The organism is Actinomadura darangshiensis, assembly GCF_004349235.1.
Lineage (GTDB): Bacteria > Actinomycetota > Actinomycetes > Streptosporangiales > Streptosporangiaceae > Spirillospora > Spirillospora darangshiensis.
The window spans coordinates 1-19635 of record NZ_SMKY01000104.1; the positions used below are offsets into that span (position 1 = coordinate 1).

Sequence of the window (19635 nt, forward strand, 5' to 3'; positions counted from 1 at the left end):
TGTGTATAAGAGACAGCGCTGGTTCGGCACCCCCACCCTCTAGGCGGTTCGTTCGAATACGGCGGCCAGGCCCTGGCCTCCGCCTATGCACATGGTCTCCAGGCCGTAGCGCGCTTCCCGGCGGTCCATCTCGTTCAGCATCGTCGCGAGGATGCGGGCGCCGGTCGCGCCGACGGGATGGCCGAGCGAGATGCCGGAGCCGTTGACGTTGAGCCGGTCGAAATCGGATTCCGCGAAGCCCCACTCGCGGGTGCACGCGAGCACCTGGGCGGCGAACGCCTCGTTCAGCTCGATGAGGTCCATGTCCGCGAGGTTCAGGTCCGCCCGCTTCAGGGCGCGTTCGGTCGCGGGGACGGGCCCGATGCCCATGGTCCGGGGCGGCACCCCGGCCACGGCCCACGACACGAGCCGTGCGCGGGGCCGCAGCCCCAGGGCGTCCGCCCGTTCCCGCGTGGTGACCAGGCACACCGCGGCCCCGTCGTTCTGGCCGCTGGCGTTGCCCGCCGTCACCGTCGCCTCGGCGTCGGCGTCCAGCATGACCGGACGGAGGGACGCCAGCCGGTCCAGGGCCGTGTCGGCCCGGGGGTGCTCGTCGCGATCGACGACGACATCGCCCTTCCGTCCCGGGACGGTGACCGGGACCAGCTCCGCGTCGAACCGTCCAGCCTCGGCGGCGGCGACGGCGCGCTGGTGCGAGGTGAGGGCCAGCCGGTCCTGCTCCTCGCGCGGGATCTCGTACTCGCGGCGGAGGTTCTCGGCCGTCTCCAGCATGCCGCCCGGGACCGGGTACCGTGCTCCACCTGCCGTCACCCTGGCGCGGGCGAGCCGGTCATGGAGCCGCACGTCCGGGCCCCGCGCGCCCCAGCGGACGCCGGTCGTGTAGAACTCGGCCTGGCTCATGCTCTCGACGCCGCCCGCCAGCACGACGTCGCCGCCGCCCGTCTGGACCTGCATCACGGCGCTGATCACCGCCTGCAGCCCGGACCCGCACCGGCGGTCCACCTGGAGGCCGGGCGCGGTGACCGGCAGGCCGGCGTCCAGCCCGGCGACGCGGCCGATGTCGGGCGCCTCGCCGCTCGGGTTGCAGTGCCCGAGCAGGACGTCGTCCACCGCGTCGCCCGGCAGGCCCGTGCGGTCGAGCAGCGCACGGATCACCGCGGCGGCGAGGTCGGCGGCGGGGACCGAGCGGAACGCCCCGCCGAACCGGCCGACCGGGGTCCGCAGCGGTTCGCAGATCACCGTTTCACGCACGTCGTCCGGTCTCCCTCACTTGATCGCCATGGCGTTGGGCGGCGACCCGACGCCGCCGATCAGGTTCAGCGGCTTCGCGGTCAGCATGAACTCGTAGACGCGGTCGGCGCGGCAGTCCGCGGCCAGCGCCTCCAGGTTCCACAGTTCGCCGAGGAACAGGCCGAGCAGCGCGAGCAGCGGGCGGTGCATCATCCCGTTGTGGACGACGCCGCGCTCGGGCGCCGGCTCGTCCGGGTCGACCAGGCCCGAGCCGGGGTTGACCGGATGGGCCTCCACGCCGAGGTCGTCGGAGGCGACCATGGCGAACCGGTGGTCCCAGAGCCACTCGATCATCTCCCGCGACTGGATGAGCCCGGGGTGCCTGATCTTGGACTTGAACGCGCCCCGGTCCTCCGCGGAGACGTCGCCGAGCCAGTACGGGGCCCAGCCGACCCGCAGCAGGAGCACGTCCCCGGGCCGGAACCCGACGCCCTGCGCCGCGGCCGCGGCGTCCAGGTCGGCCGGAGTGATCATGTAGTTGCCGGCCATGTCGAGCGGCGTGCCGCGGCCGGCGAAGTACCGGTCCAGGTCGAGGAGGACGCCCCGGGCCACGATCCCGCGCTCGGCGACCGTCTGGATGCCGAGCGCCGGGGTCTCCTCGGCGATCTCCTCGTCCGGCACGCCCCCGTAGAAGCCGTGCTTCGGGTGCCGGATGTGCCGGAGCCCGTCGATCTGGGACGTGGACTGCAGGTAGAACGAGTCCAGCCAGTCGTCCCGATGGTTGGGGTTGTTGGAGAAGATGTTGTGCACGGTCGCCGGCCGCGTTCCCGCCGGCGCCGGGACGAAGGCGTTCAGCGGATAGTCGAGGTTGAACACCGAGCCGCGGCGGACGAGCCGCACCGCGTCCCGCACCTCGTCCGGGCCGATGAAGTTGAGCGTGCCGAGCTGGTCGCCGTCGCCGAAGACGCCCCATGACGAGCCCGGCGGCGCGTCCTCACGTTCGAGCAGATCCCGGTATGTCGGAATGCCGTCCTTCGCGTCCATCTATCTGTTCCCCTCTCCGCCTAGGTCTTGTCCAGCTCGGGCAGCACGGCGGTCCCGACCAGCTCCAGCGTCCTGCGGGCCACCTCCGGCGGGGTCCCGTACGGCGCGACGCGGAGCTGGACGGACGTGACACCCGACGACGCGTACCGCCGAAGCGCCGCCACCACGTCGGCGGGCGACCCGACCAGCGGGAACCGCGGCTGCTCGGGCCCGTCCTGCCCGAACCACGCGCGCCGGGAGGTGTAGTAGTCCGTGACGGGGGCGAAGTACCGGGCCGCCGACTCCCGCGCCTCGCCCGCGTCCTCGGCCACCAGGCACAGCCGCGTGACCGCCACCTCACCCGGCTCCCCGGCACGCGCGTCCCAGTAGTCGGCGGCCCGCGCCGCCAGCAGCCCGTCGCCGTAGTTGGTCGCCGCGTAGTACCCGTCGCCGATGGTCGCGGCCCGGACCGCCCCCGCGCGCGTCCGCCCGCCGAGGAGCATCGGCGGGCCGCCCGGCCGCGCGGGCGGCGGGGCCACCCCGGCGCTCGACCAGGTCTCGCGCAGGGATACGACCAGGTCGGCGAACCACTCCGCCGGCCTCCGGTCACCGGTGCCGCCGCCCACCCGTCCGGCCAGGTCGGCGTTGCCGAGGGCGAGGCCGAGGGTCAGCCGGCCGCCGCACAGCTGGTCGAGCAGCGCCGCCTCGTAGGCGAGCCGGCGCGGCTCGTACGCGCGGGCGAGCAGCACCGCCGTGCCGAGCGGCAGGTCCGTCCGCCCGGCCAGATGCCCGAGGACGATCAGCGCGGCCGGCAGGTGGAACACCTCCGGCCGGGCGTGGTAGCTCTCGCCCACCCACGCCGACGACAGCCCGCTCGCCCGCGCCGTCTCCAGCAGCTTCGCCGCGCGGTCGACCTGGGGGCGCGTCGCCGCCGCCGATCCCAGGTCGACCGCCACTCCGAGCCTCATGTCAGGACGCCTTCTTCGCTTCGGCGCGGATCTCGCCGAAGGAGAACTTGTTGATCTCGGGGATCAGGTCGTTGGTGAAGATCTCGGTCGCCGGGAACTCCTTGTCGATCAGCCCGGCGGTGTTCATGAACTTGACGGTGCCGGTGACGCTCGCGGTGTTCATCTCGCCGTAGCGGTCCCCTTCGCCCGGCCCGACGTTCATGCCGTCCAGCCGGACCTTGAGGACCTTGACCTCGTCGGCGAGCACCTCGGTCTCCGACCCCTGCGCCTTCGTCTTGGTCTCCGGATGCAGCTTCCACAGGTCGTGCACCGCGGCCTCGGGATTGGCGTCCGCGAACACCACGCCCTTGGCGAACGCGCGGCCGAACCGGGTCAGGAGGCCGCGCTCGTCCTTCAGGTCGCCCTTCTTCACCGCGAACCCGCCGCCGAACAGGCTCTCGGTGCCGGGCACCGGCAGCGGCTTCAGCTGCACGCCCGTGTTCTCGACGATCTGGTACTGGGTGTCCCAGAGCGCCAGCGCGTCCACCTTGCCGCTCTTGATCGCGTCGAGCTGCTGCGCACCCCCGCCGATCGGGATGAACTTCGCCGAGTTCGGGTCCCGGCCCTGCATCTTGAGCGCGGTACGGGCGAAGGTCGTGCCCGAGCTGGCCACGGCGGTGACGCCGACGCGCTTGCCCTCCAGGTCGGCGGCGGAGGCGATCGCGGACTGCTGCGGCACCTTGAGGCCGTAGATCCAGCGCGTCCAGTACTGCGCGAAGTAGGTGAGGTCGGTGCCCTTGGTGTGCCCGATGCCGACGGGTTCCGGCGTCATCAGCCCGACGTCGACCTTGCCGGAGATCACCTGCTGGGCGACCTGGGTACCGGACGGGAACAGCAGCACCTTGACGTCCAGGTTCTCCTTGGCGAAGTACTTCCTCGCCTCGGAGACGGCCAGGGTGGCGTAGCCGGCGTTCCAGCTCGGCGAGCCGATCGCCAGCCGGACAGTGTCACGCCCGTCGGCCGATTTGCCGCCGGACGAGTCGCCGCATCCGGCGAGCGCGAGGGACGCCACGGCGAGCGCCATCACAGGCGCGAGCCCGGCGGGTCTGATGAGTTTCATGAAATCCCCCTAGGTGTGGATTTCTCGGCCGGACAGAGGAAGGCGGGGGGATCTGCACACCGTTCATTTCGCGCTCTTCGCGGCGGCGCGGATCTCGTCGAAGGAGAACTTGTTGATCTCGGGGATCAGGTCGTTGGTGAAGATCTCGGTCGCCGGGAACGTCTTCTTGACCAGCCCGGCCTGCCGCATGAACGACACCGTGGCCGTGACGGCCTGCTCGTCCATCTCGCCCCAGCGGTCGTGGCCGGGTTCGACGCCCTGGCCGTTCAGCCGGACCTTGAGCACCTTGGCCTCGTTCGCCAGCAGCGTGGCCTCGGGAGTGGACGCCGGCCCCCTCGCCTCGGGGTGCAGCTTCCAGAGGTCCTGCACCGCGGCCTCGGGGTTCGCCTGGGCGAAGACCATGGCCTTGGCCATGGCCCTGCCGAACCGGGTCAGCGGGTCCCGCAGGTCCTTGAGCTCGTCGGCCTTGACGGCGAAGCCGCCGCCGAACAGCTTGTCCGTCGACGCGATCGGCAGCGGGGTGAGGCCGATGCCGGCGTTCTCGATGATCTGGTACTGGGTGTCCCAGAGGCCGAGGACGTCCACCTTGCCGCTCTTGATCGCGTTGATCTGCTGCGCTCCCCCGCCGATCGGGATGAACTTCACCGAGTTCGCGTCCAGCCCCTCCATCTTCATGGCGGTGCGCACGAACGTGGCGCCCGAGCTGGCCACGGCGGTGACGCCGACCCGCTTGCCGGGCAGGTCCGCGACGCTCCGCACGCCGGACCCCGCGGGCACCTGGATGTTGGAGATCCACTTGGGGTAGTAGCCGGCGAAGTAGGTGAGCGGGGTGCCCTTCTCCTGTCCGATGCCCACCGGCTCGGCGGTCACCAGGGCGAGGTCGGACTGCCCCGCGATGACCTGCTGCGCGGCCCGGGTGCCGGAGTCGAACAGCGAGATCTTGACGTCCACCTTCTCCTGCTCGAAGTACTTGCGGGTCTCGGCGACCGCCAGGGTGGAGAAGCCGGCGTTCCAGGTCGGCGTCGCGATGGCGAGCTTGAGCACGGTGCGGCCGTCGGCCGTGGTCTCCGGGCCGGACGACCCGCAGGAGACGGCGGTGGCGGCGGCCATGACGAGCGCGGCCAGCCCGGCCAGGCGCCTCATGCCGATGTTCACGATCCGTCCTCCCTGGTCACGAGGGGGTGGGGTATTCGTCGGCGTTGAGCACCAGGCCCGGCCGCGCGGAGAAGTCGGCGCGCGGCGGGCAGAAGATGTCGATCAGCTGGTTGCGGTCGGGCCCGACCGCCTGCGTCGTGTGCACCGCCGTCGGCGGGATGATCGCGACCGACGGGCTGCCGCAGTCGCGGTGGTCGTCGGGGAGCCAGTCGCTCATCCGGCGCGTCCACGGCGTGCGGATGTGGTGCACGAAGTCGCCCTCGACCGCGAGCGAGCACTGCTCGAAGTCGTCGTGCCGGTGCGGGGAGAGCGCCTCGGGGTCGCGGACGCCGAACCGCGGGTTCAGGAAGTTGACCATGAACGTGCTGCACCGGAAGATGCGGCCGAACCGCTCGGGGTCCACGGGCACGTCCGCCAGCTCGTAGACGCGGATGCGGTGCCCTTCGGACGGGTCCGGCCAGGGCTGGTACGCGGCGACCCTGGAGTTGGGCTCCTCGTAGCCGTCCTGGTTGAGGCTCTCCCGCGCGAGCGGCTCGCCGGACACCGTGGTCACCAGGCGCACGATGTCGCAGTCGGCGTCCGCCACGACCGACGACGGGCCGGGCGGCATGACGATCACGGCCTGCCCGGTCACCGTGCGCTTGTCGTCCGCGGTCCGGACGGTCGCCGCGCACCCCTCGTGGGGCAGGACGACGACGTACTCGTCGGCCTGGTCGTCGCGGGTCAGCTCGTCCCCCTTGACCGCGGAGGAGTAGGCGACCACGAAGTTCTGCCCGCGGGCGAGCCAGGTCCGGGTGCCGGCCTCCGAGCGCGTGCTCGGCTCCAGTCCGGGGAACTCGACGTAGGCGGCCGGCACGCTCGGCTGGGTCTGCTGCTGCGCTTGCACTGGGTCTCCTGTTCTGTGGTCGTCGGACGGTTCGGTCGCCGGACGGTCGGGGCGCCGGACGGTCGGGGCGTCCGGCGGTTCAGTCGTCCAGGCCGAGCAGGTACGCGGGGTTGACGCAGGTGATCTGGCGCAGCGCCGACTCGCTCAGGCCGAGGTCGAGCAGCGCCGAGCCGACCCGGATGAACGCGTCCACCGGCAGCGGGCGGTTGGCCTGGCCGAGGTCGGAGGCCAGGACGGTGTGCTCCGGGCCGATGGTCTCGATCCAGGTGAGCAGGTCCTTGGGATCCCACTTGCGGTATCCCTCCGGGTCGTACATGCCGACCTCGTGCTCGACGTAGGCCCCCTCGCGCACCAGTTCCAGGCACTGCTCGGGCTCGGCGCCGATGACGAAGTTCGGATGGTTGATCACCCGGCGGGCGATGCCGCGGCGCGCGCCCTCCTCGAAGAGCTGGGCGATGGTCTCGGGCGGGAGGTGCCCGCCGCTGAGCATCGCGCCGTTCTCGGCGATGAGGTCGAGGACCTCGTGCACCTCGGGGATGAGCGCGCCGGCGTCGTCGAGGACGTCCACCCGCGCGGACGGGACGTCGACGGTCGCGGTGGGGAAGCCGCCCCCCTCGGGGTGGCAGTCGATGTGCCGGCCGGAGGAGAAGGTCGGGAACCAGACGGCCTTCCCGCCCATCCGCAGGCACATCGCGACGGCGAACGGGTTGATGCCGCCGACCTGGCTGTTGAGGGCGATACCGCCGAACACCTGCGTCGAGCTCTTGGTCAGCCGGTCGCCCATGGCCAGCAGGTCCATCACGGTGTTGTGGTGGTGCGACTTGACCAGGATCGCCCGCATCTCGATCCGCTCGCCGTCGGACGCGGCGTCCGCGTGGTCGAAGCGCCGGGGGAACGGGTTCGGCCCGGAGTGGCAGTGAAGGTCGACCGCGCCGCGCAGCACGGTGGTGATCGCGCTAGGTCCTGGCATCTACATCCTCCCTGATGTTCGCGATGCAGACTAGGTGACCGCTTTGTGAACGTCAACGGTCGACCTGCGAATTCTTGCCGGCCTCCCGATCCCGGCCGCGCCATCACACCCAGATCATGGAAAACCCAGGGCTTCCGCACGTAGACCTGATCAAGCCGCAAGGGATCCACCGACTCGCCGGTCAACCCGCCGTCAATCTTGCGTGACCTAGGTCACTTTGCTATCATCCCTCAGCACACATAATGTGAACATCCAGTTCGTATAGCGACCAGGCGCCGCAGGGCGCAGCCGAAGGGGACATGCATGGTGGAGCAGGGCCAGTCCGACATCCAGGCCGTGAGCCGGATGGCCCAGATCCTCGGTCTGTTCGGGCCGGACAACCCGGAGCTCTCGGTGTCGGAGGCGACGGAGCGGCTGAGCCTCAACCGGACCACGGTGCACCGGTACCTCACCTCGATGACCGCCGCCGGGCTCCTCGAACGCGGCAGCCGGGCGGCCAGTTACACGCCCGGCCGGCTGATGATCCAGCTCGGCGCGTTCGCCATCGGGCAGCGGCGCGTCGTCCAGCTCGCGCCCGCCCACCTCCGCGACCTGACCCAGCGGACGGCCGTCTCGGCGGTCCTGTCGCTGTGGGGGCCCTCCGGCCCGGTGGTGTCACTGGTCGAGGAGGACTCCGCGCACGGCACGATCGTCACGGTGCGCGTCGGCTCGCAGCTGTCCCTCGACAGCGCGCAGGCCATCGCGTTCCTGGCCTTCCTGCCCGACCAGCTCCAGGTCGACCGGCTGCTGGCGTCCCTGCCGTCCGTCCAGCGCACCGGGCTGGTCGGGCGCATCGCCACCACCCGCGAGACCGGGCTCAGCATCTACCCGGCCAACCGGCGCGGCATCAGCGTCATCGCGGCGCCGGTGTTCGCCGACTCCGGGGTCTGCGCCACCATCGCGGCGATCGGCACCGACCGGATGCTGCCCTCCGCCCCCGACGGGCGGCCGGCACTCGCCGTCAAGGAGACCGCCGCCGCCCTCACCAAGGAGATGGGCGGAACCTGGCCCGATTCCGAAAGCGCACCGAGTTCTTAGGACGAGAGCATGCCCACCCCATCGCGCCCGCCGACGGTCACCGACGTCGCCGTCGAACTCCACGACATCACCATGCGCTACCAGGCCAAACGCGGCAGGTCCGTGCTGGCGCTGGACGAGGTGAACCTGACCATCACCGAGGGGCAGTTCGTCTCGATCGTCGGCCCGAGCGGCTGCGGCAAGAGCACCCTGCTCAAGATCGTCATGGGCCTCACCCGGCAGACCGCCGGCGAGGTCGTCTTCGGGCCGTCGCGCAGCCACGAGAACATGCTGGGAATGGTCTTCCAGCAGCCCCTCCTGCTGCCGTGGCGCACCGTCGCGAAGAACATGCTGATCTCCCACGACCTGCAACCCCGGCTGCCCCGGGCGGAACTCGACAAGCGCGTCGCCGAGCAGCTCGACATGCTGGGGCTGCGCGACTTCGCCGACCAGTACCCGAGCGAGCTGTCGGGCGGCATGCAGCAGCGCGTCGGCATCGGCCGGGCGCTCCTGCACGATCCGCGCATCCTGCTGATGGACGAGCCGTTCGGCGCCCTGGACGCGATGACCCGCGACCAGATGGGGCTCGACCTGCTCGACATCTGGGAACGGGACCGCAAGACCGTCCTGTTCGTCACGCACAGCATCCCGGAGGCCGTCCTCCTGTCCGACCGCGTCGTCGTCATGACCCCGCGGCCCGGACGCATCGCCGAGGTCATCGACGTCGACCTGGCGCGGCCCCGGCGCCTGGAGGACATCAACACCCCCGAGTTCGGTGAGATCGCCTCCCGCATCCGCGTCCTTCTCAACTCCGAGCACAGCGCGCACTAGGAGCGATCATGAAGCTTGGCAACACGCGGGTCGCGTCCGGCACCGCGGTGGACGAGGCGCGCGAGCCGGTGCGCCGCCCGGCCGCGCAGGCGGTGCGAACCCGGCGCCAGGTCCCCGGGTTCGTGCTCAGCTGGGGCCTGTTCCTCATCCTCATCGGCCTGTGGCAGCTCATCGTCCGCGCCTTCGACGTGTCGATCGTGCTCGTCCCGGCCCCGTCCGACGTCGTGCGCTCGCTGGTGGACGGCCTGCAGAGCGGGTTCCTCCTCGACCACATGTGGGCCACGCTGAAGGAGATCCTGATCGGCTTCGGCCTGGCGATCGGCATGGCGCTGGTGTCGGCGGGCTTGATCACCCAGTTCCGCATCGTGGACAAGGCGCTGCTGCCGATCCTCGTGCTGATCCAGACGATCCCCAAGGTCGCCATGGCGCCGCTGCTGCTGATGTGGTTCGGCATCGGCATGACGTCCAAGGTCCTGACGATCGCGCTGATCGCCTACTTCCCGCTCCTCGTCAACTCCATCCTCGGGCTGCGCTCCGCCGAGCCCGAGCAGATCGACATGCTGCGGTCGTTCGGCGCGAGCGAGTTCCAGATCATGCGCAGGCTGCGGCTGCCGTCGGCGCTCCCGCACATCTTCGCGGGACTGGACGTCGCGGTGATCCTCTCGGTCACTGGCGCCGTCGTCGCCGAGTTCGTCGGCGCCACCGCCGGCCTCGGCTACACGATCCAGGCCACCAACTTCAACATGGACGTGGCCAGGACGTTCGCCGTCGTGGTGCTGCTGTCGGTCATCGGCATGACCCTGCACGCGGTCGTCGTGACCCTCAACAGGTGGCTGGTGTTCTGGGCGCCCTCACGGAAGGAGCACGCACGTGATCTCTGACCCCCCTGAGCTGTTCGCGGCGGACCGCGGCGTCCCGCTGGGAAGCTGGATCAAGATGACCGGCCTGGAGAGCACCGAGATCGCGGCCCGCGCCGGCTTCGACTTCGTCGTCATCGACCTTGAGCACTCCATGCTGAGCATGTCCGACGCCTACCGGCACATCGTGGTGGCGTCCGCCAACGGGACGGCCCCGCTCGTCCGCGTCCCCTCACACGACCACGGGATCGTGCAGCGCGTCCTGGACGGGGGCGCCGCCGGCATCCTCGTCCCGCATGTCGACACGGCCGAGCAGGCCGAGGCGGTCGTGCGCATGGTCCGGTTCCCCGGCGCGGGCACCCGCGGCTCCGGCGGGACGAGCCGCGCCGGCGGCTGGGGCCTGCGTTCCCGCGCGGACTACCTGCGCCTCGGCAACGAGAAGGCGCTCTGCATTCCGCAATTGGAAAGCGAGGAGGCCCTGCGCAACGCGTCCGCCATCCTCGCCGTCGAGGGCGTGGACGCCGTCCTCATCGGCGCCGCGGACCTGGCCCTCTCCATGGAGGTGCCCCCGGGCGACCCCCGCCTGACCGCCCTCGTCCAGTCGGGCCTGGACGCCGCGAAGGCCGCCGGCCGCCCGTGCGGCACGGCGGTGGGAAGCGCGACCGCGGCGACCGCGGCGATCGAGCAGGGCTTCGGCTTCGTCGTCGCCGCCAACGACACCACCCTCCTCGCCAAAGCCGCGACGACCCTGGTGGGGGAGGTCAAGGCCCAGCCCGCATAGCGTCCACCGCGACAGAACCGCGACACGGCGGGGACACCGGTCGGACTTCGTCCCGCGACGGTGCCGTTCATGGATTCCCTTCGGAGAAAACGCTGCCGGCGTCGACGAGGCTTGCACCGGGCCGCGAGACGGCGCGGACTGTTGCTGGCGCTTTCCGCGACCGCACTGGTGGGCGCGGGCATGGGCTTCGACGGGTCACCGCGCACCGTCACGGCGGCGAAGACGAGTGCGTCGGATGGCGGCTTCGACGTCACCGGCTACGACATCACCATGGACTACCGACCGGACACTCAGGCTCTTCGCGGCGTCACGGTGGTCAGCGCCAAAGCGACCAGCGCACTGGACGACTTCACGCTCCACTTGAACAAGCTGACCGTCCATTCGGTCACGGTCGACTCTTCGTCGGTGAAGTCCTTCTCCCGAACCGGCGAGAAGGACCTCGTCATCGTGCCGCCGACGACGATCCGCCGCGGCGCCGAGTTCCGGGTGCGGGTCGAGTACGACGGGACGCCGGGCCCCGGATGGCTCCCCACCGAGTCGGGCGGAGCCACGGCGTTCATGGGAAACCCGAGCACCTGGTTCCCCGTCCATGAAGACGCCCACGACCAGGCGGCCTTCCACTTGACGGCGAAAGTCCCGGACGGCTGGAGCGCCGTCTCCGTCGGCCGGGGCGGCCCGCTGCGGCCCGGGTCGACCACGTTCCGTTGGACGGTGCCTCACGTCGACCCCGCAAACGTCGCCGTGTCCGTCGACCGGTTCTCGATCGAACGATCGGCCCTGGCCGACGGGACCCCGGTGGTCAACGCGTATGCCCCCGGGCTGAAGAAGACGACGAAACCACTCGCGGACCGGCTGCCTGAAATCATCGAGTTCCTTTCCGGGAAATTCGGCCGGTACCCGTTCCGAGCGGCGGGCAACGTGTTCCTCCATGTGAACGACGACGGGCCGGCGACCGCGCCGCAGACCCGGCCCGTGTACATGGGCGCAGGCAACACGCGGTTCATGACCCTCGACGCCGTCGTCCACGAACAGGCTCACCAGTGGTACGGCATCTCCGCCACCGCCCGCGGCCCGGAGGACACGTGCCTGTCCGAGTGCTTCGCCACCTACGCCACCTGGCTGTGGGACGAGGCCAAGAACGGCGCCGACCTCGACGCCCGCTACCGCGAGCAGGTCAACGCCAACATGGGCGACGCCGATTTCTGGAAGGAGCTCTACCGCCCCGGCCAGGCACCGGGAATCAACATGTACGACAAGGGCCCGCTCGCCCTGCACGCACTCCGCCGCCAGGTCGGCGACAAGGCGTTCCAGCGGTTGATCGAGCAATGGCCGCAGGCGCATCGCGGCGGCTACGTCGATTGGCCGCAGTTCGAAAGATTCGCAGAGAAGACCGCCCGCCAGGACCTCACGGGCTTCTTCAATGCCTGGTTCCGCAACGCGACGATCCCCCCGGACGAGTACCTCTGGCCCGGACCCCTGAACCCGTAGCCCAGCCCTGTCAGAGGTCGAACGCCCGTTTCACCGCCCGGCGGGGTGCTACTGCTCGGGGATGAGGTCGAGGGCGACCTCCAGGGCGGCGGCTTGCAGGTCGTCCTCGTCGACGGCGGTGTCGCGCATGGCGAAGCTGGTCAGGTGCAGGGTGAACAGCGGCAGGCGGGCGCGGATCTGGTCGGGAAGGCTCGTCTCCTTGTCGACCAGGAACGTGGCGAACGACTGCATGAGCGAGCGCATGTCGCCGCCGCCCTTCAGTTCCCGGACGACCGGTTCGTTCTGCTGCATGAAGCGGATCAGCTCGCTGCCGGGGCCCTGGATGATCTCGGCGTAGCGGCGGACGAGCTCCCGCCGGGACTCCGGAGTGGGCTGCTGCCCTCTCGTCCACTCCAGCAGCTCCTCGGCCTCGGCGTGGAAGTCCGCGAAGAGGCTGGCGACGATGTCCTCTTTGGTCTTGAAGTGGTAGTACAGCGCCGCCTTGGTCACCTCGAGGCGTTCGGCGATCTCGCGGAGCGAGGTCTTCTCGTACCCCTGCTCGGCGAACAGCTCCAGTGCGACCCTGCGGATCTGCTCGCGGGTGTCGCTTCGTCGGCGGGTCATCACATCCTCCAGAACTTACTTGACGTCCGGCTAGTTCGTAGCTTACCGTACGGCAAGTAAGCAAACTTGCCGGGCGGCAGGTAAGTGTAAACGGAGTGAGGTACAGACGATGAGCACGACACTCGCGAAGGGCGAGACCGCGGCTCCGCCGAGCAAGCGCCAGGTCTACATAGTGATGAGCGGGCTGATGATCGGCATGCTGCTCGCCATGCTGGACAACATGGTGGTCGGCACCGCGATGCCCACGATCGTGGGCGAGCTGGGCGGGCTGGCGCACCTGTCCTGGGTGGTCACCGCGTACACGCTGGCCACCGCGGCGGCGACGCCGATCTGGGGCAAGCTCGGCGACATCTACGGCCGCAAGGGCATGTTCATGGCCGCGATCGTGCTGTTCCTGACCGGCTCGGCACTGGCCGGCATGGCGCACAGCATGATGCAGCTGATCGCCTTCCGCGGCGTCCAGGGACTGGGCGCCGGTGGCCTGATGGTCGGCGCGATGGCCATCATCGGCGACCTGGTGCCGCCCCGCGAGCGCGGCCGCTACCAGGGGCTGATGGCCGCGGTCATGCCGCTGGCCTTCATCGGGGGCCCGCTGCTGGGCGGCCTGGTCACCGACCACCTCAGCTGGCGGTGGGCCTTCTACATCAACCTGCCGCTGGGCGCCCTCGCCCTGGTGGTCACCGCGGTGACCATGCACCTGCCCAAGCGGCCCCGCGGCACCGCCCGCATCGACTACGTCGGCGCGGCCCTGCTGACCGCCGGCATCGTCTGCCTGTCGCTGATGACCAGCTGGGGCGGCACGGAGTACGCCTGGGCCTCCGCCACGATCATCGGGCTGGGCGCCGGCGCCGCCGTCCTGCTGGTCCTGTTCGTGCTGTGGGAGCTGCGCACCGAGTCCCCGGTCCTGCCGATGAGCCTGTTCCGCAGCCGCAACTTCACGCTGGCCTCGATCCTGGGCTTCCTGGTCGGCTTCGGCATGTTCGGCGCGGTGACCTTCCTGCCGCAGTTCCAGCAGCTGGTCCAGGGCGCCTCGGCGACCAACAGCGGCCTGCTCCTGCTGCCGCTGATGATGGGCATGCTCGTCACCACCATGGCCGTCGGCCAGCTGGTGACCCGCACCGGCCGCTACCGCGTCTACCCCATCGTGGGCGGGGTCCTCATGACCGCGGGCATGGTCCTGCTGGCCCAGCTCACCGTGGACTCCACCCAGTTCATCACCGGGGCGTTCATGCTGGTGCTCGGCGCCGGCATGGGCTTCCTGATGCAGAACACGATGCTCATCGCGCAGAACAGCGTGGAGATGAAGGACATGGGCGCCGCCAGCGGCGCGGCCACCCTGTTCCGGACGATCGGCGGCTCACTCGGCGTGTCGATCCTCGGCGCGGTCTACAGCAGCCACCTGACCGGCGCGCTGACCGACCGGCTGGGCGAGCGGACCGGCGAGTCGATCTCCGGCGGCGGCGGCCAGCTCACCCCGGCCCTGCTCAAGACGATGCCGGCCAACGTGCGCGACGCCGTGGAGCACGCGGTCGCCTCCGGCGTCCACAACGTCTTCCTCTGGGCGTCCGCCTTCACCTTCCTGGCCATCGTCACCGCGTGGTTCATCCGCGAGACCCCGCTGCGCGGCGCCCCCACCGATGACCCCGCCACCGAAGACCACAAGATCGCCGAACCCGCCGCGATCTGACCCGCACCCGAAGGGGCCGTCCTGTCGAGGACGGCCCCTTCGCCGCACCCGCGGCAAGATCTGACCGTCGACGGACGGCCGGCCTCGCCGGACCGGCGGATCATGTCGGGGGGCTGTCCTATCGTGGGGGCGCATGGTCGATCTTCCCCCCGCGCTTCTCGACGAGACGGTCCTGGTCATCCCCGATGCATGGCTGGAGGACCTGCTTCCCCGGCGCGGCGGGCTCGTTCCGGCATCCGAGACCGCCCCGCGGGACGAGGCGCACGCCGCGGTACGCGAGAGCCTGGAGGCCGCACGGCCGATCGTCCGCGGCGTGCTGGAGCATCGGGGCAGCGCCCCCGAGCTCGCCGACGCGGGCCTGGCCTACCTGAAAGGCGAGGCGACCCCGTTGGGGGCGGCGGTGGTCGCGCGGGTGGAGACGATGGCGCGGGCGAAGTCGCGCTTCGCCGACGACCCCGGCTGGGCCGACTTCCTGGCGGCCGAGCACGGGCTCGCCTTCGCCGCCTGCGCGTTCGCCGAGATCGAGGGAGTCTTGCCGCACGGCGACGGCGGGATGACCGTCCTCGACGAGGAACCGAGCTACGTCCTGTCCTGGACGGGCGATCTCGGCCATGCCCACTGGGCGGCGAGCCGCACGGGACTGCGCATGCGGGCGCTGCTGGCCGCGGCGGGCGACGACGCCCGCACCGCGGCCGTGGAGGCGGTGACCGGGCACCGCACGGACCCGGCGCGGCGGCTGATCGTGTCGTTCCTGATGCCGGACCGCACCGAGTGGGTGGACGAGTGCTGCGCGGAACCGCCGAAGCGGTTGTCGTACACCTCCTCCGCCGGCGCCAGGATGCTGTGGTGCTCGCTGAGTACCGCCGAGCAGGTGGAGCGGCTCGGAGACTGGGCCGTCCTCGAATGCGGCGAGTGGTACCCCGACGTGCTGTACACCCTGGTCGACGGGCTGGGCGAGGCCGCGGCCCCGGTGCTGGCGCGGTCGCTGGACGGGGACGCCGAGCCCGCGGACCGGCGGCGCATCGCGGACGCGCTGGCGCGGATTCCGGGCGACCGGCCGTTCCGCATCATGGGCGGATGCCTCGACAAGGTGAACGTCCTGCCCGCGATGGAGGCGATGATCGAACGGTTCCCCGTCCGGGCGCTGCGGATCCTGCCCGAGCTGAGCACCGGAACCTCCAGGCGGTCGGCGCTGGCGGCGGGCCTGCTCAACGCGCACCTTGAGGGGAACCCCGGACTCGTGGCGGCGGTCGTGCCCGGGTTGGACACGCAGACCCGGACGGCACTCGACGCCGTCCAGTCACGACGCGCGGCCGAAGCGTCCGAGGACGACGTGCCCAAAGCCCTGCGGAAGGGCGGGGGGAACGGGCCACCGCGATGGGCGCCACCGGCCGCCCTGCCGCAGATCCTGCTGCGGGACCGGGCGCACGCACTCCCCTCGGCGGCGACCGGTCGCCTGGTCGAGGCGCTGAGCAAGGCGAGCCCGCGACGTGCGCCGGCACGGGCGCTCCGGGATGCGCTGGACGCGCTCGACCCCGGATCGCTGGCCGAGTTCGGCTGGAGCCTGTTCGAACGATGGCGCATGTCCGGGGAGGCGACGCGGATCGGCTGGGCGCTGGCGCAGCTGAGCTGGACCGGCGACGACGAGATCGCGCGGCGGCTGGGCGGGATGGCGCGTTCCTGGCCGGGCCAGGTCGGGATCCAGCTGCCCCTGAAGGCGCTCGACGTCCTGTCCGGGATCGGCACCGACGTTGCGGTCCTGCAGCTGCACCTGGTCGCGGAGAAGGCCCGGCCCAAGCGGCTCAAGAGGAGGGCGGGGCAGCTGCTGGCCCAGGTGGCCGAGGACCGCGGTCTCACGATGGACCAGCTCGGCGACCGGATCGTCCCGGACTTCGGCCTGGACGCCGACGGCGGCATGACGCTCGGCTACGGCTCCCGGTCGTTCAAGGTCGGCTTCGACGAGCAGCTGAAGCCGGTCGTGTACGACGCCAAGGGCACGCTCCGCAAGACGCTGCCCAAGCCGGGCGCGAAGGACGACCCTGAGACGGCACCGGCCGCGCACCGCGCGTTCACCGGCCTGAAGAAGGACGTCCGCACCGTCGCCGCCGACCAGATCCGCCGGATGGAGCGGGCCATGGCGGAGCAGCGGCGGTGGACGACCGAGGACTTCCGGCGGCTGCTCGTCCGGCACCCGCTGCTGTGGCATCTCGTCAGGCGTATGGTCTGGCTCCACCACGGCGACGGCGGGCCCACCGCCTTCCGGGTCGCCGAGGACCGCACGTTCGCCGACGTGAACGACGCAGCCCTGGCACTGCCGGAATCCGGTGAGGTACGGATCGCGCATCCGGTGCATCTGGGCGCGAGCGTGCCGGTGTGGTCCGAGGTCTTCGCCGACTACGAGATTCTGCAGCCGTTCGCCCAGCTGGGCCGTCCGGTGCACGCGTTCACCGATCGGGAGGCCGCCGGCGACCGGCTCGACCGGGTCACGGACGCCGTGGTCGGTGTGGGGAAGGTGCTGGGCCTCGAACGCCATGGCTGGGAGCGCGGCACACCGCAGGACGCGGGCATCCAGGACTGCCTCACCAGGCACCTGGCGGGGCGCACGATCGTACTGGGCGTGACTCCGGGGTTCCCGGTCATGTCCCCTGCCGAATGGCCCGAGCAGACCCTCGGCAGCGTCTGGATCACCGGATCCGAGGCGTCCGATGTCCGCCGCACGCAGGCGACGTTCGGCGAACTGGACGCCGTCGAGGCCTCCGAACTGCTGCTGGCACTGCACACGCTCGCCGACTCGGCGGAGACCGGGTGAGCGGGGAGGTCGTCCCGGCCAGGGGTGCGCCGCCCCGGCACACGCGGGCGGTGACCTCCCGCGACTAGCCGATGCGGACCGGGAGGGTGCGGGGGCCGCGGACCTGGCCGGCGGCCCAGGTGACCGCGGACGGGTCCTCCAAGGTGAAGGACGGGATCCGTTCGAGCCACACTTCGAGCGCCACCCGGAGCTCCATCCGCGCCAGGTGCGAGCCGAGGCAGCGGTGGATGCCGAGGCCGAACGCGGCGTGCCGGTTCACCTCGCGGTCGATGGCGATCTCGCCGGCCCGGTCGAACTGGGCGGGGTCGCGGTTGGCCGCGGGGAACGACAGCAGGATCCAGTCGTCGGCCTTCATGTCGACGCCGCGCCAGGTCATGTCGTCCCGCACCAGCCGCGCCATCGTGACGGGCGCGAAGACGCGGAGGAACTCCTCCATCGCGGTCGGCAGCAGGCCCGGCTCGGCGACGAGGCGCTCGCGGTCGGCGGGGGTCCTGGCCAGGTGCCACAGCGACGCGCCGATCGCGCTCCATGTGGTGTCGATGCCGGCGATCAGGAGCAGCGCCATCGTCCCTGACACGTGCGACGGGTCGAGCTTGCGCCCGTAGAGCTCCGCGTTGATCAGGTAGGTGGTGAGGTCGTCGCGCGGGTGGTCGACGTGGTCGCGGATCTGCTCGTGCAGGTAGGCGAACAGCTTGTCCATCCGCGCGATGCGCTCGTCCGGCGGCAGGTTGATGCCTTCGAGCGTGGTCTCGACGAACTCGCGGAACCGCGGCCCGTCCTCGGGCGGGAAGCCGAGCATGTCGGCGATGACCCGGATCGGGATGTGCTGGCCGTAGTCGTGGGCGGCGTCGACGACGTCGCGGCCCTCGAAGGAGTCGATGAGCGCGTGGCAGAACGCGCGGGTCGCCGGCTCCAGCTTCGTCACCGCCGACTTCTTGAACGCCGGGAGCAGCAGCTTGCGCGCGTCGTGGTGGAACGGCGGGTCGGACGAGATCGGCGGCGTCACCCCGATCGGCGCCGCGCCGGGCGGCGGCCGGAAGTTGCTCATGACGACCGAGCGGGAGGAGAACCGCTCGGTGTCGTAGGCGATCTCCGCGACGTCCTCGTACCGGGTCGGCAGCCAGCCGCCGCCGAACCGCTCGGTGTGCGCGACCGGGCAGCGGCCCCGCAGCTCGTCCTGGATCGGGTAGGGGTCGGCGGCCCATTCGGGTTCGAGGTGGGAGAAGTCGGTCGCCCAGTCCGAGACCGGGCCGGTGACGACCTCGTTGCGGGTGCCCTCCACCCGGCCGTCGCGCATCTCCTCGTAGTCGCCGAAGCGTTCGTCGGCCGTCATGTCACGCCTCCTCGCGGACGTCGATCGCTCGCTCGGGGCAGTTCGCGGCGGCGAGGCGGGCCTCGTTCTCCCCGCCCGCAGGGACGGCGCCGTCGCCGAGGACCGTCCCGTAGCCCTCGTCGTCCTCGCCGAACAGCGCGGGGGCGAGGTCGTAGCAGCGGCCGTGCCCCTGGCAGCGCCGCGCGTCTATCTCCACCTTCACTGTGATCCCTCCGTCGGTGCCGGGGAGCCGGGCGGCGCGAGCGCGGCCACGATGCGGGTGAGCAGCGCGGACCACTCCTCGTCCCCGACCGCGTGCATCTCCGGCGGGACGAGCGTGCCGCCCATCTTCAGCAGGAGGCAGAAGTGGGCGAGCGCGTCCGGGGACAGCGCCGGGTCCAGCTCGTCGCCCGCCTGCGCGATGCGCATCAGCCCGGCGAGCCAGTCGCCGCGTTCGCCCACGTAGTCGCCCATCGGCCGGGCGACGTCGGCGTCCCGGCGGGCGGCGGCCAGCGCCTCCACGACGAGGTGCTCGCGCGGCTCCTGCGGGTGCGGCAGGGAGCGCCCGATGGTGAGCAGCAGCCCGGTGACCGGGCCGTCGGGGTCGGCGGCGAACAGGTCGGCGAGCTGCCGCTTGCCGTGCACGCGCAGCGCGGCCACCAGCAGCTCCGCCTTCGAGCCGAAGTGCGCGTAGAGGGCGCCGTTGCTGACGCCCGCGGCCCGTGCGATGTCGGCGACGCGCGTGCCGTCGTACCCGTGCCGGGCGAAGGCGTCGGCCGCCGCGTTCAGCAGCCGCTCGCGCGTCTCCTCCCGGGTGACGCCCGCGATGCGTCCCATACCGGAATTAAACGACTGTTCATTTGATGGGTCAAGGCCCCCG

General features: G+C 71.2%; 18 protein-coding genes. 7 read left to right on the plus strand and 11 right to left on the minus strand.

Translation table 11 applies throughout. The features are described from left to right. Positions 1-39: 39 nt before the first annotated feature. From E1293_RS22315 to E1293_RS22345, 7 genes are all read right to left on the minus strand, one after another. Positions 40-1251, minus strand: a complete 1212-nt coding sequence (locus E1293_RS22315; protein WP_132199395.1) for an acetyl-CoA C-acetyltransferase — start codon at positions 1249-1251, stop codon at positions 40-42. 15 nt (positions 1252-1266) lie between these two features. Beyond that, the gene (locus E1293_RS22320) at positions 1267-2274 is read right to left on the minus strand and encodes a cyclase family protein (RefSeq protein WP_132199396.1); all 1008 of its coding nucleotides are present in this window, start codon (positions 2272-2274) and stop codon (positions 1267-1269) included. Between the two features lie 20 nt (positions 2275-2294). Continuing rightward, positions 2295-3221 carry an LLM class flavin-dependent oxidoreductase gene (locus E1293_RS22325; RefSeq protein WP_132199397.1) on the minus strand — a complete coding sequence of 309 codons (927 nt, stop codon included), beginning with the start codon at positions 3219-3221 and terminating at the stop codon, positions 2295-2297. A 1-nt stretch (position 3222) separates the two neighbouring features. After that, entirely contained in the window at positions 3223-4320 is a 1098-nt protein-coding gene (locus tag E1293_RS22330; RefSeq protein ID WP_132199398.1) for an ABC transporter substrate-binding protein, read from the minus strand. 63 nt (positions 4321-4383) lie between these two features. Beyond that, complete coding sequence (locus tag E1293_RS22335; RefSeq protein WP_207939016.1) at positions 4384-5475, minus strand: ABC transporter substrate-binding protein; 1092 nt, start codon at positions 5473-5475, stop codon at positions 4384-4386. A gap of 16 nt (positions 5476-5491) precedes the next feature. Continuing rightward, complete coding sequence (locus E1293_RS22340) at positions 5492-6361, minus strand: cupin domain-containing protein (protein WP_132199399.1); 870 nt, start codon at positions 6359-6361, stop codon at positions 5492-5494. Between the two features lie 79 nt (positions 6362-6440). Beyond that, on the minus strand, positions 6441-7331 hold the full coding sequence (locus E1293_RS22345) for a DUF6282 family protein (RefSeq protein WP_132199400.1): 891 nt from the start codon (positions 7329-7331) through the stop codon (positions 6441-6443). 303 nt (positions 7332-7634) lie between these two features. Between E1293_RS22345 and E1293_RS22350 the strand changes: the two genes are divergently transcribed. From E1293_RS22350 to E1293_RS22370, 5 genes are all read left to right on the plus strand, one after another. Beyond that, positions 7635-8408, plus strand: a complete 774-nt coding sequence (locus E1293_RS22350) for an IclR family transcriptional regulator (protein ID WP_132199401.1) — start codon at positions 7635-7637, stop codon at positions 8406-8408. 9 nt (positions 8409-8417) lie between these two features. After that, complete coding sequence (locus E1293_RS22355; RefSeq protein WP_132199402.1) at positions 8418-9218, plus strand: ABC transporter ATP-binding protein; 801 nt, start codon at positions 8418-8420, stop codon at positions 9216-9218. Positions 9219-9226: 8 nt separating this feature from the next. After that, a complete protein-coding gene (locus tag E1293_RS22360) occupies positions 9227-10099 on the plus strand; it encodes an ABC transporter permease (protein ID WP_132199403.1) in 873 nt (290 codons plus the stop codon). Beyond that, positions 10089-10856: an HpcH/HpaI aldolase family protein gene (locus E1293_RS22365; RefSeq protein ID WP_207939017.1), complete on the plus strand. Its 768-nt coding sequence runs from the start codon at positions 10089-10091 to the stop codon at positions 10854-10856. The genes E1293_RS22360 and E1293_RS22365 overlap by 11 nt, the downstream gene beginning before the upstream one ends. Positions 10857-10997: 141 nt before the next feature. Next, a complete protein-coding gene (locus E1293_RS22370) occupies positions 10998-12344 on the plus strand; it encodes a M1 family metallopeptidase (protein WP_165978347.1) in 1347 nt (448 codons plus the stop codon). 48 nt (positions 12345-12392) lie between these two features. Here E1293_RS22370 and E1293_RS22375 read toward each other — a convergent pair whose 3' ends face one another. Further along, a complete protein-coding gene (locus E1293_RS22375; RefSeq protein WP_132199405.1) occupies positions 12393-12947 on the minus strand; it encodes a TetR/AcrR family transcriptional regulator in 555 nt (184 codons plus the stop codon). A gap of 109 nt (positions 12948-13056) precedes the next feature. On the opposite strand from E1293_RS22375, the gene E1293_RS22380 reads away from it, so the two are divergent. Both E1293_RS22380 and E1293_RS22385 read left to right on the plus strand, forming a co-directional pair. Next, positions 13057-14634, plus strand: coding sequence for an MDR family MFS transporter (locus tag E1293_RS22380; RefSeq protein ID WP_207939018.1), 1578 nt, complete (start codon positions 13057-13059; stop codon positions 14632-14634). A 133-nt stretch (positions 14635-14767) separates the two neighbouring features. Next, the gene (locus tag E1293_RS22385) at positions 14768-17443 is read left to right on the plus strand and encodes a DUF4132 domain-containing protein (RefSeq protein ID WP_132199406.1); all 2676 of its coding nucleotides are present in this window, start codon (positions 14768-14770) and stop codon (positions 17441-17443) included. Between the two features lie 64 nt (positions 17444-17507). Here the strand turns inward: E1293_RS22385 and E1293_RS22390 are convergent, their stop codons facing one another. From E1293_RS22390 to E1293_RS22400, 3 genes are read right to left on the minus strand one after another with little or no spacing between them, the layout of a single operon-like run. Further along, positions 17508-18776 carry a cytochrome P450 gene (locus E1293_RS22390; RefSeq protein ID WP_132199407.1) on the minus strand — a complete coding sequence of 423 codons (1269 nt, stop codon included), beginning with the start codon at positions 18774-18776 and terminating at the stop codon, positions 17508-17510. A gap of 1 nt (position 18777) precedes the next feature. Next, positions 18778-18978, minus strand: a complete 201-nt coding sequence (locus E1293_RS22395) for a ferredoxin (protein ID WP_132199408.1) — start codon at positions 18976-18978, stop codon at positions 18778-18780. Beyond that, entirely contained in the window at positions 18975-19592 is a 618-nt protein-coding gene (locus E1293_RS22400) for a TetR/AcrR family transcriptional regulator (protein WP_132199409.1), read from the minus strand. The genes E1293_RS22395 and E1293_RS22400 overlap by 4 nt, the downstream gene beginning before the upstream one ends. Between the last annotated feature and the right edge of the window lie 43 nt (positions 19593-19635).

What these genes read in the sequence shown, in the direction of transcription:
- E1293_RS22375 (WP_132199405.1), bottom strand. Translation starts at nt 12,947, where the DNA reads ATGACCCGCCGACGAAGCGACACCCGCGAGCAGATCCGCAGGGTCGCA.
- E1293_RS22390 (WP_132199407.1), bottom strand. Translation starts at nt 18,776, where the DNA reads ATGACGGCCGACGAACGCTTCGGCGACTACGAGGAGATGCGCGACGGC.
- E1293_RS22325 (WP_132199397.1), bottom strand. Translation starts at nt 3,221, where the DNA reads ATGAGGCTCGGAGTGGCGGTCGACCTGGGATCGGCGGCGGCGACGCGC.
- E1293_RS22360 (WP_132199403.1), top strand. Translation starts at nt 9,227, where the DNA reads ATGAAGCTTGGCAACACGCGGGTCGCGTCCGGCACCGCGGTGGACGAG.
- E1293_RS22385 (WP_132199406.1), top strand. Translation starts at nt 14,768, where the DNA reads ATGGTCGATCTTCCCCCCGCGCTTCTCGACGAGACGGTCCTGGTCATC.
- E1293_RS22350 (WP_132199401.1), top strand. Translation starts at nt 7,635, where the DNA reads ATGGTGGAGCAGGGCCAGTCCGACATCCAGGCCGTGAGCCGGATGGCC.
- E1293_RS22380 (WP_207939018.1), top strand. Translation starts at nt 13,057, where the DNA reads ATGAGCACGACACTCGCGAAGGGCGAGACCGCGGCTCCGCCGAGCAAG.
- E1293_RS22345 (WP_132199400.1), bottom strand. Translation starts at nt 7,331, where the DNA reads ATGCCAGGACCTAGCGCGATCACCACCGTGCTGCGCGGCGCGGTCGAC.
- E1293_RS22330 (WP_132199398.1), bottom strand. Translation starts at nt 4,320, where the DNA reads ATGAAACTCATCAGACCCGCCGGGCTCGCGCCTGTGATGGCGCTCGCC.
- E1293_RS22320 (WP_132199396.1), bottom strand. Translation starts at nt 2,274, where the DNA reads ATGGACGCGAAGGACGGCATTCCGACATACCGGGATCTGCTCGAACGT.
- E1293_RS22355 (WP_132199402.1), top strand. Translation starts at nt 8,418, where the DNA reads ATGCCCACCCCATCGCGCCCGCCGACGGTCACCGACGTCGCCGTCGAA.
- E1293_RS22400 (WP_132199409.1), bottom strand. Translation starts at nt 19,592, where the DNA reads ATGGGACGCATCGCGGGCGTCACCCGGGAGGAGACGCGCGAGCGGCTG.